This window comes from Chromobacterium violaceum ATCC 12472 (assembly GCF_000007705.1).
Taxonomy (GTDB): Bacteria; Pseudomonadota; Gammaproteobacteria; order Burkholderiales; family Chromobacteriaceae; genus Chromobacterium; species Chromobacterium violaceum.
On record NC_005085.1, the window covers coordinates 1,604,611 to 1,623,502 of the forward strand.

Consider the following 18,892-nt stretch of genomic DNA (forward strand, 5'->3'; position numbering starts at 1 on the left):
AAGACGATGAACGCCTATGAAGTGAATTTCGACGGACTGGTCGGCCCGACCCACAATTACAGCGGCCTGTCCTTCGGCAACGTCGCCTCCACCAGCAACGTCAGCGCGGCGTCCAACCCCAAGCTGGCGGCCAAGCAGGGCCTGCAGAAGATGAAGGCGCTGTACGACCTGGGCTTCAAGCAGGGCGTGCTGGCGCCGCAGGAGCGGCCCGACGTGGCGTCCTTGCGCCGGCTGGGCTTCGGCGGCAGCGACGCCGAGGTGATCGCCCGCGCGGCGAAGGAAGCGCCCACCATCCTGGCGGCGGCGACGTCGGCGTCCTGCATGTGGACCGCCAACGCGGCCACCGTCAGCCCGTCGGCCGACACCGCCGACGGCCGCGTGCATTTCACGCCGGCCAATCTGAACAACAAGTTCCACCGCTCGATCGAGCACCCGACCACTCGCCGCGTGCTGCGGGCGATGTTCGCCGACGAGACGCGTTTCGCGGTGCATGAGGCGTTGCCGGCGCAGATGCACTTCGGCGACGAAGGCGCGGCCAACCATACCCGTTTCTGCGCGGATTACGGCCAGCCGGGCGTGGAGTTCTTCGTGTTCGGCGCGGCGGCCTTCGACATGCGCTATCCGAAGCCGGCCAAGTTCCCGGCGCGGCAGACGCTGGAGGCCAGCCAGGCGGTGGCCAGGCTGCACGGCCTGTCCGAGGCCGGCGTGGTGTACGCGCAGCAGGATCCGGACACCATCGACGCCGGCGTGTTCCACAACGACGTGATCTCGGTCGGCAACGGCGAAGTGCTGTTCCACCATCAGCAGGCCTTCCTCAACCAGGCCGACGTGCTGGACGAGATTGCCCGCAAGCTGGAAGCGCGCGGCGGCCGCTTCACGGCCATCGAGGTGCCGCGCGCCGAGGTGACGGTGGAGGAGGCGGTGAAGAGCTATCTGTTCAACAGCCAGCTGCTGTCCAAGCCGGGCGGCAAGATGCTGATCGTGGTGCCGGAAGAGTGCCGCAACAGCGAGCGGGTGTGGAGCTATCTGCAGAAGCTGGCGGCCAGCGGCGGACCGATCGACGAGGTCCGGGTGTTCGACCTGAAGCAGAGCATGCAGAACGGCGGCGGCCCCGCCTGCCTGCGCCTGCGCGTGGCGCTGAACCAGGCGGAACTGGCCGCGGTGAATCCCAAGGTGCTGATGAGCGACGCGTTGTTCGCATCGCTCAACGGCTGGGTGGACCGCCACTACCGCGACCGCCTGGCGCCGGAGGACCTGGCCGATCCGCAGCTGCTGATCGAATGCCGCGGCGCGCTGGACGAGTTGACCGGCATCCTGGGCCTGGGCAGCGTCTATCCCTTCCAGCTGGCCTGAGGCGTTTTTCCAACGCACAGCCCGTCCCGCGAAACCGGGGCGGGTTTTTTCTTGTCCGCGCCATTTAGCGGCTGTTAACAAATTGCTTGCCGGTTATTCCGGATGACGGACTATGGTGAAAATTGGCATGGTTGTTGCATATTCCGGCGGGTGTGGGCATGAAGTCACAGGAGAGCCCGGAACGCTTGCAAGAAATTTTCTGCGGGGGGCATGGCTCGGGAAAATGGATAGCAATTGGTACTGTAGATTGTATGCAAATGAACGATGCTCATGCGAGTTTGTTCGCAATGGGCGCATGCGCGATGCAGGCCTTGTTCGAATGTGAATAAAAAGAATGGCAAATGTGACTGAAATGTAAAACCGGCGGTAAAAGGGAAAGAGTTTTGCCAAGTATGGCCTTCGGTAAATTTCGATGTGGAGGAAATTTAATAATATCCATAAAAATCAAATAGATAAGATGATTTAAATGACTGTTTTCCAAGCTGTTTTTGAGACGACTATTCGCAATTGACAGTCGATTGGATACATGGTGATAATCGGTTCGCCTGTCGGACAGAAGCCAGCGAAATGGCCTGTCCCGGGAGGATAAAACAGGCAGCAGTCAATAAGAGGAAACATCCCGCAAAGCTGCCGGGTAGACAATCAGAGGAGATCTCCAAACGTGGACATTTTTCTGCAGCAAATCCTGAACGGTCTCGTTCTGGGTAGCATCTACGCGCTGATCGCGCTGGGCTACACCATGGTGTACGGGATCATGGGCCTGATCAACTTCGCCCACGGCGAAGTGGTGATGTTCGGCGCCATGGTCACCATCACCGTCATCACCACCCTGATGGGGATGGGCATCAACCTGCCGGGGCCGGCGCTGGTGCTGATCGGCCTTCTGGTGGCCATTCCCGCCTGCATGCTGCTCGGCTTCACCATCGAGCGCGTCGCCTACCGCCCGTTGCGGGGCAAGCAGCGCCTGGCGCCGCTGATCACCGCGATCGGCGTGTCCATCGTGCTGCAACAGGTCGCCATCCTGATCTGGGGCCGCAACTACATCCCCTTCCCGCAGATTCTGGACCATGATGTGGTGAGCATTTTCGGCGCCAGCATCACCAAGCTGCAGATCGTGATCATCGCGCTGTGCCTGGCCATCATGGCCGGCCTGCTGCTGATGGTGGAAAAGACCAAGCTCGGCCGCGCCATGCGCGCCACCAGCCAGAACCCGGCCGTGGCCGGCCTGATGGGCGTCAACGTCAACACCATCATCTCCGCCACCTTCGTCATCGGTTCCGGCCTGGGCGCTATCGCCGGCGTGATGGTGGCCACCAACTACGAACAGGCCCACTACTACATGGGCTTCATGATCGGTCTGAAGGCCTTCACCGCCGCGGTGCTGGGCGGCATCGGCAACCTGGGCGGCGCGGTGGCCGGCGGCATTCTGCTGGGCATCATCGAAAGCCTGGGCGCCGGCTACATCGGCTCGCTGACCGGCGGCTTCCTGGGGTCCAACTACCAGGACATCATCGCCTTCATGGTGCTGATCCTGGTGCTGATCTTCCGTCCGTCCGGCCTGCTGGGCGAAAAAATGGCCGACCGCGCCTGATCCGGAGGAGAGAGACATGGATCTGAATCATCTGAGCACCGGCAAGAAAATGGCGGTCTTCGCCGCCTGCGCGGTCCTTCTGGCCGTGCTGCCCTTCCTGGTCGGCGGCGCGCTGGGCAATTCCTGGGTGCGCATCATCGACTTCGCGCTGCTGTACGTGATGCTGGCGCTGGGCCTGAACATCGTGGTGGGCTTCGCCGGCCTGCTGGACCTGGGCTTCATCGCCTTCTACGCGATCGGCGCCTATACCTACGCGCTGCTGAGCTCGCCGCACTTCGACATCCACTGGCTATTCTTCCTCACCATTCCGCTGGGCGCGGCCTTCGCCTCGCTGGGCGGGGTGCTGCTGGGCACGCCGGTGCTGAAGCTGAAGGGCGACTACCTGGCCATCGTGACCCTGGGTTTCGGCGAGATCGTGCGCATCTTCATGAACAACCTGAACCAGCCGGTCAACATCACCAACGGTCCCCAGGGCATCAACCTGATCGACCCGATCCACATCGGCGGCGCGTCGCTGGGCCAGACCATCGAGCTGTTCGGGCTGAGCTTCCACAACGTCTACCTGTACTACTACCTGTTCCTGGCGCTGACCGTGCTGGTGGTGATCATGGCCTGGCGTCTGCAGCACTCCCGCATCGGCCGCGCCTGGGTGGCGCTGCGCGAGGACGACATCGCCGCCGCGGCGATGGGCATCAACATCCGCAACATCAAGCTCTTGGCCTTCGGCCTGGGCGCCTTGTCCGGCGGCGTGGCCGGCGGCCTGTTCGCCTCGTTCCAGGGCTTCGTGTCGCCGGAATCGTTCAGCCTGCTGGAGTCCATCATGATCCTGGCCATGATCGTGCTGGGCGGCATGGGCCACATCCCGGGCGTGATCCTGGGCGCCGTGGTGCTGACCATCGCGCCGGAAATCCTGCGCGACGTGATCGGCCCGCTGCAGATGAAGACCGTCGGCCGCATGCTGATCGACCCGGAAAACGCCCGCATGCTGCTGTTCGGCCTGGCGATGGTGGTGATGATGCTGGTCCGTCCGGAAGGGATGTGGCCGTCCAAGCGGCGCAAGGCTGAGTTCCAGCACGCCAAAGAAGACGCCGCGGTGCAGAAAGGTTAATCATGGCTGAAGTTTTGCTGAAAATCGAAGGCATCCATAAACGTTTCGGCGGCCTGCACGCGCTCAACGATGTCTCCCTGACCATCAACAAGGGCGAGATCTACGGCCTGATCGGCCCCAACGGCGCGGGCAAGACCACGCTGTTCAACGTGCTGACCGGCCTTTACGTGCCGGACGAGGGCAAGTTCGAGTTCGACGGCCACAATCTGTTCCAGCAGAAGCCGCACGTGGTGGTGGCCGCCGGCATCGCCCGCACCTTCCAGAACATCCGCCTGTTCGCAGAAATGACCGCGCTGGAGAATGTGATGGTGGGCCGCCACATCCGCTCGAAGGCTGGCGCCCTGGGCGCGGTGCTGCGCGACAAGGGCACGATGGCCGAGGAGCGCGCGATCGAGGCCAAGGCCTGGGAGCTGCTGGAGTACGTGGGCATCGCCGACGTGGCCGAGGAGCGCGCCCGCAACCTGTCCTACGGCCACCAGCGCCGGCTGGAAATCGCCCGCGCGCTGGCCACCGAGCCCAAGCTGCTGGCGCTGGACGAGCCGGCCGCCGGCATGAACCCGCGCGAAACCGAAGAGTTGAAGGCCTTGATGAGCAAGATCCGCGACGGCGGCGTCACCGTGTTGCTGATCGAGCACGACGTCAAGCTGATGATGGGTCTGTGCGACCGCATCGCGGTGCTGGATTACGGCAAGAAGATCGCCGAAGGCGTGCCGGAAGAAGTGCGCCGCAATCCGAAAGTGATCGAAGCCTACCTGGGAGCGGCCCACGCATGAGCATTCTGGAAGTCAAAAACCTGCAAGTGGCCTATGGCGGCATTCAAGCGGTCAAGGGGATCGATTTTCATATCGACCAGGGCGAGCTGGTGACGCTGATCGGCGCCAACGGCGCCGGCAAGACCACCACGTTGAAGACGCTGGTGGGCATGGTGAAGAAGTCCGGCGGCAGCATCGTCTACGATGGCAAGGACGTCGCGTCCATCCCGTCGCACGATTTCGTCCGCCACGGTCTGGCCATGGTGCCGGAAGGCCGCGGCGTGTTCGCCAAGCTGACGGTGGAGGAAAACCTGCAGATGGGCGCCTACTACCGCAACGACAAGGCGGCCATCCAGAGCGAGATCGAGCACGTCTACGAACTGTTCCCGCGCCTGAAGGAACGCCGCCTGCAGCTGGCCGGCACCCTGTCCGGCGGCGAGCAGCAAATGGTGGCGATGGGCCGCGCGATGCTGTCCAAGCCCAAGCTGCTGTTGCTGGACGAGCCGTCGATGGGTCTCGCGCCCATCATCGTCGAGAAGATCTTCGAGATCATCCAGATGGTGTCCAAGCAGGGCGTGACCATGCTGCTGGTGGAGCAGAACGCCAAGCTGGCGCTGGAGGTGTCGCAGCGCGGCTACGTGATGGAAAGCGGCCGCATCACCATGAGCGGCGACGCCAAGGAACTGCTCAACGACGAACGCGTCCGCAACGCCTATCTGGGCGAATAAGGCGCTTCGCCAATCCGCATCGACCATCCCCCGCCGGTTCGCCGGCGGGGGATTTTCGTTTTCGGCGTTGCGGTGGGCGATCGATCTTTGGCGCGGGTTCCGGGGCTGACGGGGGAGGCGGGCATGCGTGCTGCGCCCCGGCCGCGGCATGAAAACGTCATCCGCGCAGCGGACTCGACAGCATCATGCCTGGATGGGCTTCTAGATTTTGGCCTGCTTCAGCATCTTGTCCAGCGTGCCGTCCTGCCGCATCGCATCCAGCCCGCGATTGAAGTCCTGAATGCGTTTTGCCGCCTGCGGCTGCCGCCTGGCGATCCCCAGGTGCATCGGGTAGTCGACGACGGCGGGCGACAGCCATTCCAGCTTGGGCGCCAGCGCGGCCAGGCTGCCGCCCAACAGGTAATTGGCGACGCCGCGGTCTATCAGCGCCAGGTCGATGTGGTGCGCGGCCAGCTTGGACAGGTTGCTGGCGTCGCTCAGGGTTTCGTCGGTATGCAGGCGGGCGGCGTCGAAGGCATCCGAGTTGGCGTAGCCGCGCACGATGCCTATCGCATAGGGTTTGAGATCGGCCAGCGTCTGGTAGCGGATGCCGTCTTCGCGCCGCTTGAAGAAGCCGATGTGATTGTCGAGGAAGGCCTGGGAGAACAGAAAGGCGCGTGTGCGTTCGGGTGTCGTCCATAGCCCAACGATGCCATCCAGGCGGCCGTCGCGGGCTTGATTGACCGCGCGCGCCCACGGCAAGTAGACGGCCTTGGCCGAATAACCGGCGCGGCGGAAGGCTTCGCGGACGATGGCCACCGCGACGCCGCCATCCGCCATCTGCGACGACATGTAGGGCGGATATTCGGAGGCGGCAAGCATCAGGGTTTCGGCGGCGTCGGCTGCCGCGGCGCCAAGAAAGGCGGACAGAACGAATATGCATGCATGCTGCCAGCGGGCCATTGTGTCCTCCATGACGGCCACCCGGCATGGCGGCCCCTGCTGCGATGAGTATAACGATAAACCGCGGTGAGCATAGCCGTGGAAACCGCGCCGGACGATGGCCGGAGCAGGGTATGTGCCCGGCATGGCGCGGCAGGGCATCGCCGCGGTTGCGGCATGCCATGGGTAGATGGCGCCGGTATTTCAAGTTTTTGATTCTGTTAATCCGGGCATCGGGAGAGGCGCCCGCCAGGTGATGGGCGGGCGTAGGATGGAGGCGGAATGCGTAGTGTGGCGATCTTGCATATTCGAAAAAACTGAAATTCCGCAGGCTGGGGCGCTCAGGCAAAGCCTGCTATTCTCGCCGCATATCCGTATTCCGGGAGCGCGCATGGAAGGCATGAGTCTGATGGTATTGTGGCATCGCCTGTTGGGCGCGGCATTGTTGCCGCCTGTTCTGAATCTGCTGCCCATCGTCGCCGGGGCCATGCTGGTCCGGCGCTGGCAGCATGCCGGCCGCGTGCTGCTGGCCTTGGGCGTGGCGCTGACCTATATGCTGTCGATTCCGCAGACGGCGATCTGGCTGGCGCAGGGCGTGGAGCGCTATCCGCCGATCCGGCCGGCCGACCTGGCGGCGGCGGACGCCATCGTGGTATTGGGCGGCGGCAAGCGGCCGGCGCCGGAGTTCGGCGGCAACGCGCCGTCGAGCGACACGCTGGCGCGGCTGCGCTACGCCGCCTATCTGGCGCGGCAAAGCGGCAAGCCGGTGCTGGTGACCGGCGGTTCCCCTCTGGGCGGCGAGCCGGAAGGGAAGGTGATGGCAAGCGCCTTGCACGACGATTACGGCATCCGCGCGCGCTGGGTGGAGGACCGTTCCGACACCACCTTGGATAACGCGCGCTTGTCGGCTGAAATGCTGAAGGCGGCCGGCGCGACGCGCATCGCGCTGGTCAGCCAGGGATGGCACCTGGGGCGGGCGGTGCCATTCTTCCAGAGCCAAGGCCTGCAGGTGTCGCCGGCGCCGACCGGCTTTGTCCGTTACGAAGGACCGGCATTCACGCGTTACCTTCCCAGCGGCAAGGCGATGGGCGACTGCCACGTCTTGCTGCGCGAATACATCGGTTTGCTTTACTACCGCTTGCGGCCGGGAGCCTGAGCGCCGTGCCCGCGACGATGCGGGGCGATGGATGGGGGCGCTTCGCATCCCTATGATTTGTCGGGCAGCGCCTGCGATGCGCGGCGCGAGCCGGCAAAGAGCTTGACGAAGATGGAAACCAGTATCATCAGGGCCGCCAGGCCCGGCAGCATCAGCATGCCGTCCAGGATCAGGGTGAGCAGCGATAACAGCGCCAGCCGTCCCCAGCCGACCTCCGCCAGCCAATCCACATATAGCCGCCAGTAGATGGCCATCTTGTGGCAGACGGCGCTGAGATCGGCCAACGCTTCCGAATGTTTTTGCCGGTTCATGCGATTCTCCTGTGTCCTTGAGTATCCTGACTGTAAAGCGCCGCCTGGCGGTGCGATACGGGATTGCGACGGAACGCGCGATGCTGGGGATGGAAGGGCGATAGGCGCGATGAACGGGCACAGAGGGTGTCGGCTCTCCGCCCTAAGTCCTTGACGCGGCAGCGTCCAGGCCTTGCATGCGCTTCAGCCGGGGCGCGCTCGCACTACTTCGGCGATCGGCACATGAGCGCGGCGGCGGCACAGGCGCTCAGCACCAGGCCGAGGTTTTGCGCCAAACCGGCCAGCGCCAGCATCGCTCCCAGCTGCAGGTAGTAGCTGAGGCCGAACAGCGCGCCGGCGGCGCCGGCCTGCTCGCGGTAATCGCGCAGCGCCTGGCTCAGCACATTGGGAATGGCGATGCCGAAGGCGATCACCACGCCGGCCACCGGCAGCAGTATCCATGCCGAATCCCCGAGCAGCCAGGCGGCCAGGCTGGAGGCCAGCGCCAGCCGGCAGGCGGCCCGCACCAGCTGCGCCGGCTGCCAGCCGCTTCCCAGCAGCCTGCGGTTCAGCAGGCTGCCCAGTAGCGAGGCCGCGGCCAGCACCATGCCTGACCAGCCAAACTGGCTGGGGCTCCAGCCCTGGCGCTCGAACAGAAAGGGCGCCAGGCTGTAGTAGCTGAACAGCATGGTGTTGAACAGCGCCACCCGCAGCGCATTGCGCCGCAGCTCGGCGTCGCGCAGCATGCGGCCGGCGAGCCGCGCCATATCGGGGCGGACCGTGCCGAGCGGGCGGGTTTCCGGCAGCCGCAGCGCGGCCAGCGCCAGCAACGCGGCGGCAAGCAGCAGCAAGGCGGAGAACACGCCGCGATGGCCGAAATGGCCGGCCAGCCAGCCGCCGCTGACCAGGCCCAGCACCGGGCTCAGCGCCAGCGCCGCGCCCAGCAGCGAGAACACGCGCGCCAGACCGACCGAATCGTAGCTGTCGCGCAGCATGGTCTGCACCACCACCGAGCCGGCCGCCGCGCCCAGCGCGGAAATCATCCGCGCCAGCAGCAGGGTGTCGAAATCGGCGGCGGCCAGCGCCAGCGCGGAGCCCGCGCCATAGCATGCCAGCCCCAGCAGCATCGCCGGGCGGCGGCCGAGCGCGTCGCTGAGCCAGCCCCATAGCGCCACGCCTGCGGCGAAGGCCAGGAAGTAGACCGACAAGGTTTGCGAGGCGCGGGCCTGGCTGACGCCGAAGGCGGCGGCGATATCGGTCAGCGCCGGACTGTAGATGGTTTCCACCAGTTGCGGGAACAGGATCAGCACCGTCAGCAGCCACAGGGCCGGACGGGTCGTCGTTTTCATTGTTTTTTTCCTTTCTTGCTTGACGAACGCCAGTCTAGAGAAAGCCGATTTGTCTGATTACAATGATCAGGACTTTATCTATTGAAAATCGGACGCGTGGCTCTGATTCTGGCTGGACAGGCATTCGACGCCGACGCCTTCGATGCGCCGGTGATAGGCATCGCCGCCGACATGGGCGTGCACGATTCGGGCCGCCATTGCCATCAGCGGCATCAGCTGCTGTTCGCCGCCGCGGGCTGCATCACCATCGAGCTGGCGGACACGCTGTGCCTGCTGCCGCCCAGCCGCGCGGCCTGGATCCCGGCCGGCACCGCGCACCGCGCGCTGATGCGCGGCGTGGTCGCCTACCGCTCGCTGTATTTCGCGCCCGAGCTGCCGTTCCCGGCGCCGCCCTTGCAGGTGCTGGCGGTCAACCCCTTGCTGCGCGAAGTGATCGAGCGGATGGCTTTCTGGCCGTGGGATGAGCCGGCCGCGCGGCAGCGGAGCCTGCTGGCGGTATTCGGCGAGGAATTGCTGGCGGCTAAGGGAGAGAACTGGCGATTGCCGTTTCCGAAGGATGCCCGCCTGTCTTCATGGCTGGACGGGGTGCGGGGCGGCGCGCTGCCGCCGCGGCTGAATCAACTGGCGGACAGGGCGGGGGCGAGCGAACGCACCATCAGCCGCATCTTCATCCGCGACACCGGCATGAGCTACCAGGCTTGGCGACAGCAATGGCGCTTGCTGCGGGCGATGGAGCTGCTGGCGGACGGGATGGGCGCGAGCGAGACGGCGCAGCGGCTGGCCTTCGCCAGCGACAGCGCCTTCATCGCCTTTTTCCGCCAGCACACCGGCGAGACGCCGGCGCGCTACGCTCAGTCCAGGGTATCCAGGTAGTCGCGCTCAGGCCAGCCGGCGCTGCGCTTCCAGGGCGGGACGAAGCCGGCCGGCAGCGGCTGCGGCTCGACGGCGATGGTTTCGCGCTGGCGGCCGTCGGCCGAGCGCAGCGACACTTGCAGCGGCATCTGCCAGCGTTCGCTCCAGCGCAGCGTCTTGCCCGCCTTGCTGTAGACCGCGACATCCGCGCCGCCGGTTTTCTTGGCGAAGCCGCGCATCTTGGCCATGTCCACCAGCTGGCTGGCGCGCGCCCAGGAGCCGTCGAAGCCGGCGTCGCGCCATTCGCGCGGCGCCACCGCGATTCTTTCCCGCTTGGCCGCGTGGATGAATTCCACTTGCAGCTTGCCCTTGGCGTCGCGCCAGACATGGCGCGGGGCAGCGGCGAAATCCAGGTGCTGGTGGCCGTCGTCGTCGTGGCGGTGCGGCGCGCCGGCGTTCAGCCGCTCGCGCCAGGCATGCCCGCCCTGGCGCACCCAGCGTTCGCTGTAGCGGACGGTTTTCTCGACGCCGTCGGCGCCGAGGCTGACGGTTTCGTAACGGACGATGGCCTGCAGGTCAGGCGGGGAGGCGAGCGCCTGCTGGGCGGCGAACGCCAGCGCGGCGAGAGACAAGACTTTCATCGATTTCTTCCAATGCGGAACGCGCGGCCGGGCGGCCGCGCGCGGGAGGGGATTACAGGCCGAGCGCGGACTTCACCAGGCCGAACACCCTGGTGTTGTCCATCACGCCCTTGAAGCCCTTGCTGCCGGCGCCGCCGGACATCAGCATCACGTCGCCGCCGCCGTGGGTCTCGCTGGACAGGCGGATGCCGGTTTCCTGCTGGTAGTCGTCGGCGGTGGCGGCGGCCGAGTCCACCGACACCCGGGTCGGCTTGCGGTTGGGGCCGTTGCCGAACACCAGCGTGGTGTAGACGGCGCCGTCGGCGTCCTTGGCCGGCTGGCCGTCCACATAGCTGCGCGCGATGTCGTGGATGGGGTTGCCGCGCTTGGAATAGCCGTTGATGGTCATGGTGTGGTCGTGGTCGGCGGTGACGACCACCAGCGTGTTGTTCAAGTCCACCTTGGCCAGCGCGGCCTTGATCGCGTCGTCGAAGGCGATGGCGTCCGTCAGCGCGCGCTTGGCGTTGGTGCCGTGCAGCGCGTGGTCGATGCGGCCGCCTTCCACCATCAGCACGTAGCCGTTGCCGTTCTTGGACAGCACGTCTATCGCCGCCGCGGTCATCTGCGCCAGGCTGGGCTGGTCCACCTTGTTCTTGACGCGGTCCAGCTCGTATTCCAGGTGGTCCTTGCCGAAGATGCCCACCACGCGGCTGGCCGACTTGGCGTCGAAGGCGGCCAGATCGCTGCCGGTCTGCAGCACCGGATAGCCCTTGGCGGCGAATTCCTGCAGCAGGTTGCGGCCGTCGCCGCGCTTGCCGCCGCTGGCTTTGGGCAGCAGGAACTTGCTGCCGCCGCCCATCAGCACGTCGAGGCCGTTGCCCAGCCTGGCGTTGTAGCCGGCGCCGCCGGGCACCGCCTGGGCGATGATGTCGGATTCGGCGTCGCGGTGGCAGACGTGGGCGTAGGTGGCCGCCGGCGTGGCGTGGGTGACGCGGGTGGTGGTGACCGCGCCGATGGCCTTGCCTTTGGCCTTGGCCAGCTCCAGCAGCGTGGCGGCCGGCGCGCCGTTATTGCTGCCGCAGTTGCCGGTGCCGTCGCTGTTGGGCTCGATGGCGCGGGTGTCGGACGACATCGAGATCACCTCGTTGTTCATCTTCACGCCGGTCATATAGGCCGACATCGACGGCGCGCTGTCGGTGGTCTGCGCGTCGTTGGAGAAGGTCTTGATGCGCGCGGTGCGATCAAGTTTCTCCATAGCGAGCTTGCCGCCCTCGCCGTACTGGTAGATGCGGGCAGCGGTGACGGTGGCGGGCCCCATGCCATCGCCGAGAAAAAAGATCACGTTCTTGGCCTCGCCGGCGGCGTGGGCGGGCAGGGCCGGCAGCGCGGCCAGCGCGGCGGCGGCCAGCAGGGTGTTCATCGCGGTTTTCATCTTGTCGTTCTCCATCACAGGCCGGCGGCCTTCTTGACCAGGCCGAACACTTCTATGTTTTCCAGAAAGCCGTGGATGCTGTCGGCGCCCTGGCCGATGGCGCCGATGTAGACATCGGTGCCGCCGTGGGTTTCGCCGCCGGTCGGCATCCGTATCGCCGCTTCCTGGTGGTAGTCGTTGGCCGAGACGGCGTCGTCGGTCAGCGCCGCCGCCGCGTTGCGGTTGCCGGCGACGCGGTTTTCGCCGTTGCCGAAGCCGATGATGGAGTAGGGCATGCCGTCGGCGTCGGTCAGGTTCTTGCCGCTGACGTAGTCCTTGGCCAGGCCCAGCACGCCGGGATTGCCCGGCGCGGTCTTGCCGGTGCGCTTGGCATAGCCGTTGAGCACCAGGGTATGGTCATGGTCGGCGGTGACGACGATCAGCGTGTTCTTCAGGCCGGGGTCCTTCTGCTGCATCGCGTCGATGGCGGCCTTGATCGCCTGGTCGAAGGCCACGGTGTCCTGCAGCGCCTTCTTGGCGGTGGTTTCGTGCAGCGCGTGGTCGATGCGGCCGCCTTCCACCATCAGGAACATGCCTTGCTTGCCGCTGCGATTCGCCAGCAGGTCGATGGCCTTGGTGGTCATCTCGGCCAGGCTGGGCTCCTTGTTCGGGTCGCGGTCCAGGTCGTAGCTCATGTGGCTGGAGGTGAACAGGCCGACCGCGCGCTGGGTCTTGGCCGGGTCGATGGCGCTGAACGCGGCCTTGTCGGCGGCGTAGCCATAGCCCTTGGCCTTCAGCTCCGCCACCAGGTCGCGGCCGTCGGCGCGCTTGCCGCCTGCCGTCTTGGGCAGGAAGAACTGGCGGCCGCCGCCGAACACCACGTCCACGCCGTCCTTCAGCGCGGCGTTGTACAGCGCGCCGCCCGGCACCAGCTGGGCGGCGATGTCGGCTTCGGCGTCGCGGTGGCAGACGTGGGCATAGGTGGCGGCCGGGGTGGCGTGGGTGACGCGGGTGGTGGTGACCACGCCGGTGGCGCGGTTGCCGGCCTTGGCCAGCTCCAGCAGCGTGGACACCGGCTTGCCGTTGCCGGCGCCGCAGCCGGAGGTCAGGTCGGCGGTCGGCGCTTTGGCCACGGTGTCGGTGGACATGGAGATGACTTCATTGTTCATCTTGACGCCGGTCATGTAGGCCGACATCGACGGCGCGCTGTCGGTGACCTGGGCGTCGTTGGAGAAGGTTTTGACGAAGCCGGACTCGGGCAGCGTGTCCATTGTCAGCGCGCCATCCTCGCCGGCGGCGTAGATGCGCGCGGCGGTGGTGGTGGCGATGCCCATGCCGTCGCCGAGGAAGAAGATGACGTTCTTGGCGGTGGTGACGACCGGCGGGCGGGCTTCCGCATTGTCCTGGGGACGATTGGCGTTGCCGCCGCCGTCGCTGTTGCACGCGGCGAGCGTCAGCGCGGCCAGCAGGCCGGCGCCTAGAGTGAAAGTGCGCATCACGACATACCTTATTTTATTAAAAATGCGCACAGATGATATTTTCCGCGCATTTCTGCCAAAATAAGGCGGCATTAAGATTTTATGACGAACGCGTTGCTCAGCACTTCCACAGGTGGGCGAGGAAGGACACCCGCACCTTGGCCTCGCCGGCATGGCAGGGCGCGGCGACCTTGAGGCCGGGCTTGCTGGTGTCGCGCAACAGCGGCTCGCCGTAGGGCGGGCCGTCGGCGCGGCGTATCGCGGCCACCAGCGGCTCGCTGGGCTTGGCGCCGGCGGAGATCACCACGCAGATTTCCTCGCTGGCCAGGCGGACGAAGCTGCCCGGCGGATAGATGCCCAGCTCCCTGACCAGCATGGTGGTGAAGGACTGGTCGAACTCCTTGTCCTTGCGCTGGAAGATCTGGCCCAGCGCGGTGGCGGGCAGCAAGGCCGAGCGGTAGCGGCGCGGCAGCAGCTTGGCGCAGGTGATGTCGGCCAGATGCAGCAGGTGGGCGGGCGGCAGGATCTGCTCCCTGGCCAGGCCGAAGGGATAGCCGTTGCCGCGCCAGGATTCGTGATGGGTCTGCACCAGCGTGTGCCACAGCTGGTCTTCCACGCCGGCTTCGCGCAGGATGGCGGAGCTCATGATCGGGTGATCGAGCACCGCCTGGCGCTGGCCGTCGTCGAGGCGGGCTGCCTGGCCGAACAGCTCGTTCTGCAGCTCCACCTGCGAGATGTTCATCGTCAGCGCCGCGCAGATCAGCGTTTCGCGGTGGCTGGGCGGCAGCGCGATGTGGCGGGTGAGAATGGACAGCAACGCCGCCGCGTGCATCGAGTGGGCGACGCTGTATTCGGAAAACGGCACCAGGAAGATGGAGGCGATCAGCGCGTCCGGATGTTTTTCCGCCAGCTGGATCAGCGACTGGGCGATCTCCATCACCTTGGCTTCGAAGTTGCGGGTGACCAGCGCGTGATGCAGCGCGCTGCGCACCCGCTGCTGCAGAAAGGCGATGTCCTCGAACAGCGACGGCTTCTTGCTGTCGTTGATATTGGGCTTTTCCACCGCCCGGGCTTCGGCCTTGGCTTCGGCGAAGCCCAGGGTGACGAGTTTCTGCTTCTGCTCGGGCGTCAGCACGTAATGGCCGCGCTTGAGCAGCAGGAAGCCGCTCTTGGAATAGACGTCCACCGGCAATTCCTTGCCGATGGACAGCATCGATGAGGAGACCTTAGTCTGTTTCTTGCTTGAATCAACGGTCATGTCGATAGTCGCTTGCGACGTGAAAATTCACAGCATGATAATTCAATGTCATGGCAGGCCGCATCCCCATCTCGACTATCGCGGCAGCTCGCTCCAGACCTTCTGCAAGCGCTTCACCGAAACCGGGTACGGCGTTTTCAGTTCCTGCGCGAAGAGGCTGACTCTCAACTCTTCCAGCATCCAGCGGAAATCCAGCACCGCCGGCGCCGCGTCCCCCTGTTCCTGCTGTTCCGCCACGCGCTGTTCCCAGCGCTGCCACAGTTCGCGGATTTCCGCGCCGCGCTGGCCGTCGCGCTGGGGATTGGCCGGCTGCTTGTCCATCCGCATGCTCATCGCCTTCATATAGCGCGGCAGGTGGGGCAGCTGGCTCCACGGCGTGGCGGCCAGGAAGCCTTTGTAGACCAGCTTGTCCATTTGCTGTTTTAGCTCATGGCCCAGCTTATGCTTCTGGATTTTTTGCGACAGCGGCACGTACTCGGCCGAGATTTGCTGCAGGTACTGGGCCACCGCCTGGATCACCGCCGGCAGCCGGGTGCGGGCGCGGTTTTTCTGGTCGTTGAACGCTTTTTCATTGCGCGGCAGCGCGTCCTCGCCGATGAAGGCGCGGTCGCAGATGGCGGCGATGGCGTCGGCGAGCAGGTCGTCGGCGTTGGCCACCGCGCGCAGCTGCAGGGCGATCTGCGTCATGCCGGGCAGGCCTTTGCCCAGTTGCTTCATCTGCTCCTTCAGCTGCAGCTGCAGCAGCTTCACCACGCCCTGGCGATGGTGGCGCTCGGCGACCTGCTGGGTGTCGAACAGGCGGATGGCGACGCGGTCTTCCTCCAGCGTCAGCGCCGGGTAGCCGGTGAGCTGCTGGCGGCCGCGGGCGAATTGGATGCTCTCCGGCAGCTCGCCGAAGTCCCAGGTCTTGACATCGTCGCGCTCGAATTCGGCGCTGGTGTCGCGGAAGGTCAGCTGCGCCGCCTGGCCGAACTGCTTTTGCAGCGCGATCAGGTCGCGGCCCATGCCGATTTCCTGCTTGCCGTCGTCGATGACGCGGAAGTTGAACAGCATGTGTTCCGGCAATTCCTGCGTATTGAATTCGTCGATGTCCACCTTGACGCCGCCGGTCTCGCGCAGGATGAAGCGCGCCAGCTGCGGCGCGATGGGCTGCTGCTGGTCCGGATTGCTCAGCAGGAAACGGGTGACGAAGTCCGGCACCGGCACGCAGCAGCGGCGGATCTGCTTGGGCAGGCCCTTGATCAGCTGCTGCAGCTTGTCGCGGATCATGCCCGGCACCAGCCATTCAAACGGTGCCGGCTGCAGGCGGTTGAGGATGGCCAGCGGCACGTCCAGGGTGACGCCGTCCAAAGGATGTTTAGGCTCGAAGCGGTAGCGCAGCTTCAGCTTGCCGTCCTCCAGCTCCAGCCATTCCGGGAACTGGTTTTCCGTCACGTGCTGGGCGGCGTGGCGCATCAGTTCTTCGCGGGTCAGGTGCAAGAGCTTGGGCTCGGATTTTTCCGCCTCCTTGCGCCAGGCTTCGAAGCTGGCGGCATCGACGACGCCGGCAGGGATGCGCTCGCTGTAAAAGGCGTACAGCGCCTCCTCGTCCACCAGCACGTCCTGGCGGCGCGCCTTGTGTTCCAACTGCTCCACTTCGCGGATCAGCTGCTGGTTGCGCTGGAAGAAGGGCGCGTTGCTGACGTATTCCATATTGACCAGCGCGCCGCGGATGAACAGCTCGCGGGCCTCCTCCGGCGCGATGCGGCCGTAGCTGACCGCGCGGCGCGGGATCAACGTCAGGCCGTACAGCGTCACGCGTTCGCTGGCGACGACTTCGCCGCGGCTCTTTTCCCAGTGCGGCTCGAAGTAGTGGTATTTCACCAAGTGCGGCGCCAGCTTTTCCACCCATTCCGGCTCGATCTTGGCTACGCAGCGGGCGTAGAGGCGGGTGGTTTCCACCAGCTCGGCCGCCACCAGCCACTTGGGCTTGGTCTTTTTCAGGCCGGAGCCGGGGAAAACGTGGAAGGCGACGCCGCGCGCGCCCTGGTAGTCGTCCCCTTCCTGGTTCTTCATGCCGATATTGCCGATCAGGCCGGTGATCAGCGCCTTGTGCAGGTTTTCGTAGGCGACGGCATCCACTTGCTGGCGCTTTTTCTGCGTCATCTGCGCGTCGGGTTGTTCGGCGTCGGCATGGGCTTCGTCGCGGGTGATCAGGCCCAGCTCGCTGGCGATCTCCGCCAACTGCGCGTGCAGTTCGCGCCACTCGCGCATGCGCAAATAAGACAGGAAGTGGTCGTGGCAGGCGCTGACGAGCTGGCGGTTGGATTTCTTGTGTTTCAGCGCGTCGGCGAAGAAGTCCCACAGGTGCAGGAAGGACAGGAAGTCCGATTTCTCGTCGTTGAAGCGCGCCTGGGCTTTTTCCGCGGCGTCGCGCGCTTCGAACGGCCGCTCGCGCGGGTCCTGGATGCTCAAGGCGGCGGCGATGATCAGCACCTCGCGCGCGCAGTGGTAGTCGCGGCCGGCCAGCATGAGTCGGCCCACTTTCGGGTCCACCGGAATGCGCGCCAGCTCCTTGCCGACGGCGGTCAACTCACCCTTGTCGTCCACCGCGGCCAGCTCGGTCAGCACCTGGTAGCCGTCGGCGATCAGGCGGCTGGACGGCGCTTCCAGGAAGGGGAAGGCATCCACTTTGCCCAGGCGCAGCGCGGCCATGCGCAGGATCACCGCCGCCAGGTTGGAGCGGACGATTTCCGGATCGGTGAAGGCCGGGCGGGCGTTGAAATCGTCCTCGGCGTACAGGCGCACGCAGATGCCGGACTCCACGCGGCCGCAACGGCCGGCGCGCTGGCGGGCGGCCGCCTGCGAAATCTTTTCCACTTGCAGCTGCTCCACCTTGGCGCGCGGGCTGTAGCGGTTGATGCGGGCCAGGCCGGTGTCGATCACGTACTTGATGCCGGGCACGGTCAGCGAGGTTTCGGCCACGTTTGTGGCCAGCACGATGCGGCGGCCGCCGGACGGCTTGAAGATCTTTTGCTGGTCCTCGTTGGACAGGCGCGCGAACAAGGGCAGGATTTCGTAGCCGCGGATGCCGGACTTGCGCAGTTTTTCCGCCGTTTCGCGGATCTCGCGCTCGCCGGGCAGGAAGACCAGCATGTCGCCGGGGCCCTGGCGCGACAGCTCGTCCGCCGCGTCGACGATGGCGTCCTCCATCTCCATCTCGCGCTCGTCTTCGTCACGTTGCTTCAGCGGCCGGTAGCGCACTTCCACCGGGAAGGTGCGGCCGGAGACTTCGATCACCGGCGCGCCGTCGAAGTGGCGGGCGAAGCGGTCGGCGTCGATGGTGGCGGAGGTGATGATGACTTTCAGGTCCGGCCGGCGCGGCAGCAGCTGCTTCAGGTAGCCCAGCAGGAAATCGATGTTCAGGCTGCGCTCGTGCGCCTCGTCGATGATGATGGTGTCGTAGGCTTCCAGATAACGGTCGGTCTGCGTCTCCGCCAGCATGATGCCGTCCGTCATCAGCTTGATCACCGACTTTTCCGACAATTTATCTGTGAAGCGCACCTTGAAGCCGACGTGCTCGCCCAGTTGCGATCCCAGCTCCTGCGCGATGCGCGTCGCCACCGAGCGCGCGGCCAGCCGGCGCGGCTGGGTGTGGCCGATCAGGCCGAACACGCCCCGGCCCAGCTCCAGGCAGATCTTGGGAATCTGCGTGGTTTTGCCGGAGCCGGTCTCGCCGCAGATGATCACCACCTGGTTCTTGTCGATCGCGCTCTTGATGTCGTCCAGTTTCTGGTTGACCGGCAGCGCGTCGTCGAAGCTGGGCTTCGGCAGATGCGCCCGGCGCGCGTCGGCGCGGCCGCGCGAGCGCTCCACCTGGCTGGCGATGTCTGAAAGCAGCTTGTCGACGGGCTGTTGCCTCTTTTGCCGCTCGGCGGCGTCGGCGAGCTTGCGGCGCAGGATGTGGCGGTCGCGGATCAGGCAGGAGGTCAGGGCGGCCTTGAGTTCGGCCAGAAGCGGGGCGGTGGTCATGCGGCGTCAAAGAA

At 65.6% G+C, this 18,892-nt stretch carries 15 protein-coding genes; 7 read left to right on the plus strand and 8 right to left on the minus strand.

All coding sequences use genetic code 11. The features are described from left to right. The first annotated feature begins 6 nt into the window (after nt 1–6). From astB to CV_RS07335, 5 genes are all read left to right on the plus strand, one after another. Complete coding sequence (gene astB / locus CV_RS07315; protein WP_011135052.1) at nt 7–1,353, plus strand: N-succinylarginine dihydrolase; 1,347 nt, start codon at nt 7–9, stop codon at nt 1,351–1,353. Nucleotides 1,354–2,014: 661 nt separating this feature from the next. Continuing rightward, entirely contained in the window at nt 2,015–2,944 is a 930-nt protein-coding gene (locus CV_RS07320) for a branched-chain amino acid ABC transporter permease (RefSeq protein ID WP_011135055.1), read from the plus strand. Nucleotides 2,945–2,960: 16 nt separating this feature from the next. Next, entirely contained in the window at nt 2,961–4,052 is a 1,092-nt protein-coding gene (locus CV_RS07325; RefSeq protein ID WP_011135056.1) for an ABC transporter permease subunit, read from the plus strand. 2 nt (nt 4,053–4,054) lie between these two features. Then, nucleotides 4,055–4,825 carry an ABC transporter ATP-binding protein gene (locus CV_RS07330; RefSeq protein ID WP_011135057.1) on the plus strand — a complete coding sequence of 257 codons (771 nt, stop codon included), beginning with the start codon at nt 4,055–4,057 and terminating at the stop codon, nt 4,823–4,825. Beyond that, on the plus strand, nt 4,822–5,532 hold the full coding sequence (locus CV_RS07335; protein WP_011135058.1) for an ABC transporter ATP-binding protein: 711 nt from the start codon (nt 4,822–4,824) through the stop codon (nt 5,530–5,532). Before CV_RS07330 ends, CV_RS07335 begins: the two co-directional genes overlap by 4 nt. Before the next feature lie 201 nt (nt 5,533–5,733). On the opposite strand, the gene CV_RS07340 is transcribed toward CV_RS07335, so the two are convergent. Then, the gene (locus CV_RS07340; RefSeq protein ID WP_011135059.1) at nt 5,734–6,474 is read right to left on the minus strand and encodes a substrate-binding periplasmic protein; all 741 of its coding nucleotides are present in this window, start codon (nt 6,472–6,474) and stop codon (nt 5,734–5,736) included. 370 nt (nt 6,475–6,844) lie between these two features. Here CV_RS07340 and CV_RS07345 point away from each other — a divergent pair, with 370 nt between their 5' ends. After that, a complete protein-coding gene (locus CV_RS07345; RefSeq protein ID WP_011135060.1) occupies nt 6,845–7,609 on the plus strand; it encodes a YdcF family protein in 765 nt (254 codons plus the stop codon). 50 nt (nt 7,610–7,659) lie between these two features. On the opposite strand, the gene CV_RS07350 is transcribed toward CV_RS07345, so the two are convergent. Both CV_RS07350 and CV_RS07355 read right to left on the minus strand, forming a co-directional pair. After that, nucleotides 7,660–7,920 (minus strand): hypothetical protein, encoded by a 261-nt coding sequence (locus CV_RS07350; protein ID WP_011135061.1) that lies wholly within the window; start codon nt 7,918–7,920, stop codon nt 7,660–7,662. Nucleotides 7,921–8,123: 203 nt separating this feature from the next. Next, the gene (locus tag CV_RS07355; RefSeq protein WP_011135062.1) at nt 8,124–9,248 is read right to left on the minus strand and encodes a multidrug effflux MFS transporter; all 1,125 of its coding nucleotides are present in this window, start codon (nt 9,246–9,248) and stop codon (nt 8,124–8,126) included. 96 nt (nt 9,249–9,344) lie between these two features. Between CV_RS07355 and CV_RS07360 the strand changes: the two genes are divergently transcribed. Beyond that, nucleotides 9,345–10,121: an AraC family transcriptional regulator gene (locus tag CV_RS07360; RefSeq protein WP_011135063.1), complete on the plus strand. Its 777-nt coding sequence runs from the start codon at nt 9,345–9,347 to the stop codon at nt 10,119–10,121. On the opposite strand, the gene CV_RS07365 is transcribed toward CV_RS07360, so the two are convergent. The 5 genes from CV_RS07365 to hrpA form a co-directional block, all read right to left on the minus strand. Beyond that, a complete protein-coding gene (locus CV_RS07365; protein ID WP_011135064.1) occupies nt 10,100–10,741 on the minus strand; it encodes a hypothetical protein in 642 nt (213 codons plus the stop codon). The genes CV_RS07360 and CV_RS07365 overlap by 22 nt on opposite strands. Before the next feature lie 52 nt (nt 10,742–10,793). Next, nucleotides 10,794–12,152 (minus strand): alkaline phosphatase, encoded by a 1,359-nt coding sequence (locus CV_RS07370; protein ID WP_043597572.1) that lies wholly within the window; start codon nt 12,150–12,152, stop codon nt 10,794–10,796. Nucleotides 12,153–12,166: 14 nt separating this feature from the next. Further along, complete coding sequence (locus CV_RS07375; protein WP_043595767.1) at nt 12,167–13,627, minus strand: alkaline phosphatase; 1,461 nt, start codon at nt 13,625–13,627, stop codon at nt 12,167–12,169. Between the two features lie 100 nt (nt 13,628–13,727). Continuing rightward, nucleotides 13,728–14,867 (minus strand): HD-GYP domain-containing protein, encoded by a 1,140-nt coding sequence (locus tag CV_RS07380; RefSeq protein ID WP_043595769.1) that lies wholly within the window; start codon nt 14,865–14,867, stop codon nt 13,728–13,730. Nucleotides 14,868–14,942: 75 nt separating this feature from the next. Beyond that, the gene (gene hrpA, locus CV_RS07385; RefSeq protein WP_011135068.1) at nt 14,943–18,878 is read right to left on the minus strand and encodes an ATP-dependent RNA helicase HrpA; all 3,936 of its coding nucleotides are present in this window, start codon (nt 18,876–18,878) and stop codon (nt 14,943–14,945) included. Nucleotides 18,879–18,892: the final 14 nt, after the last annotated feature.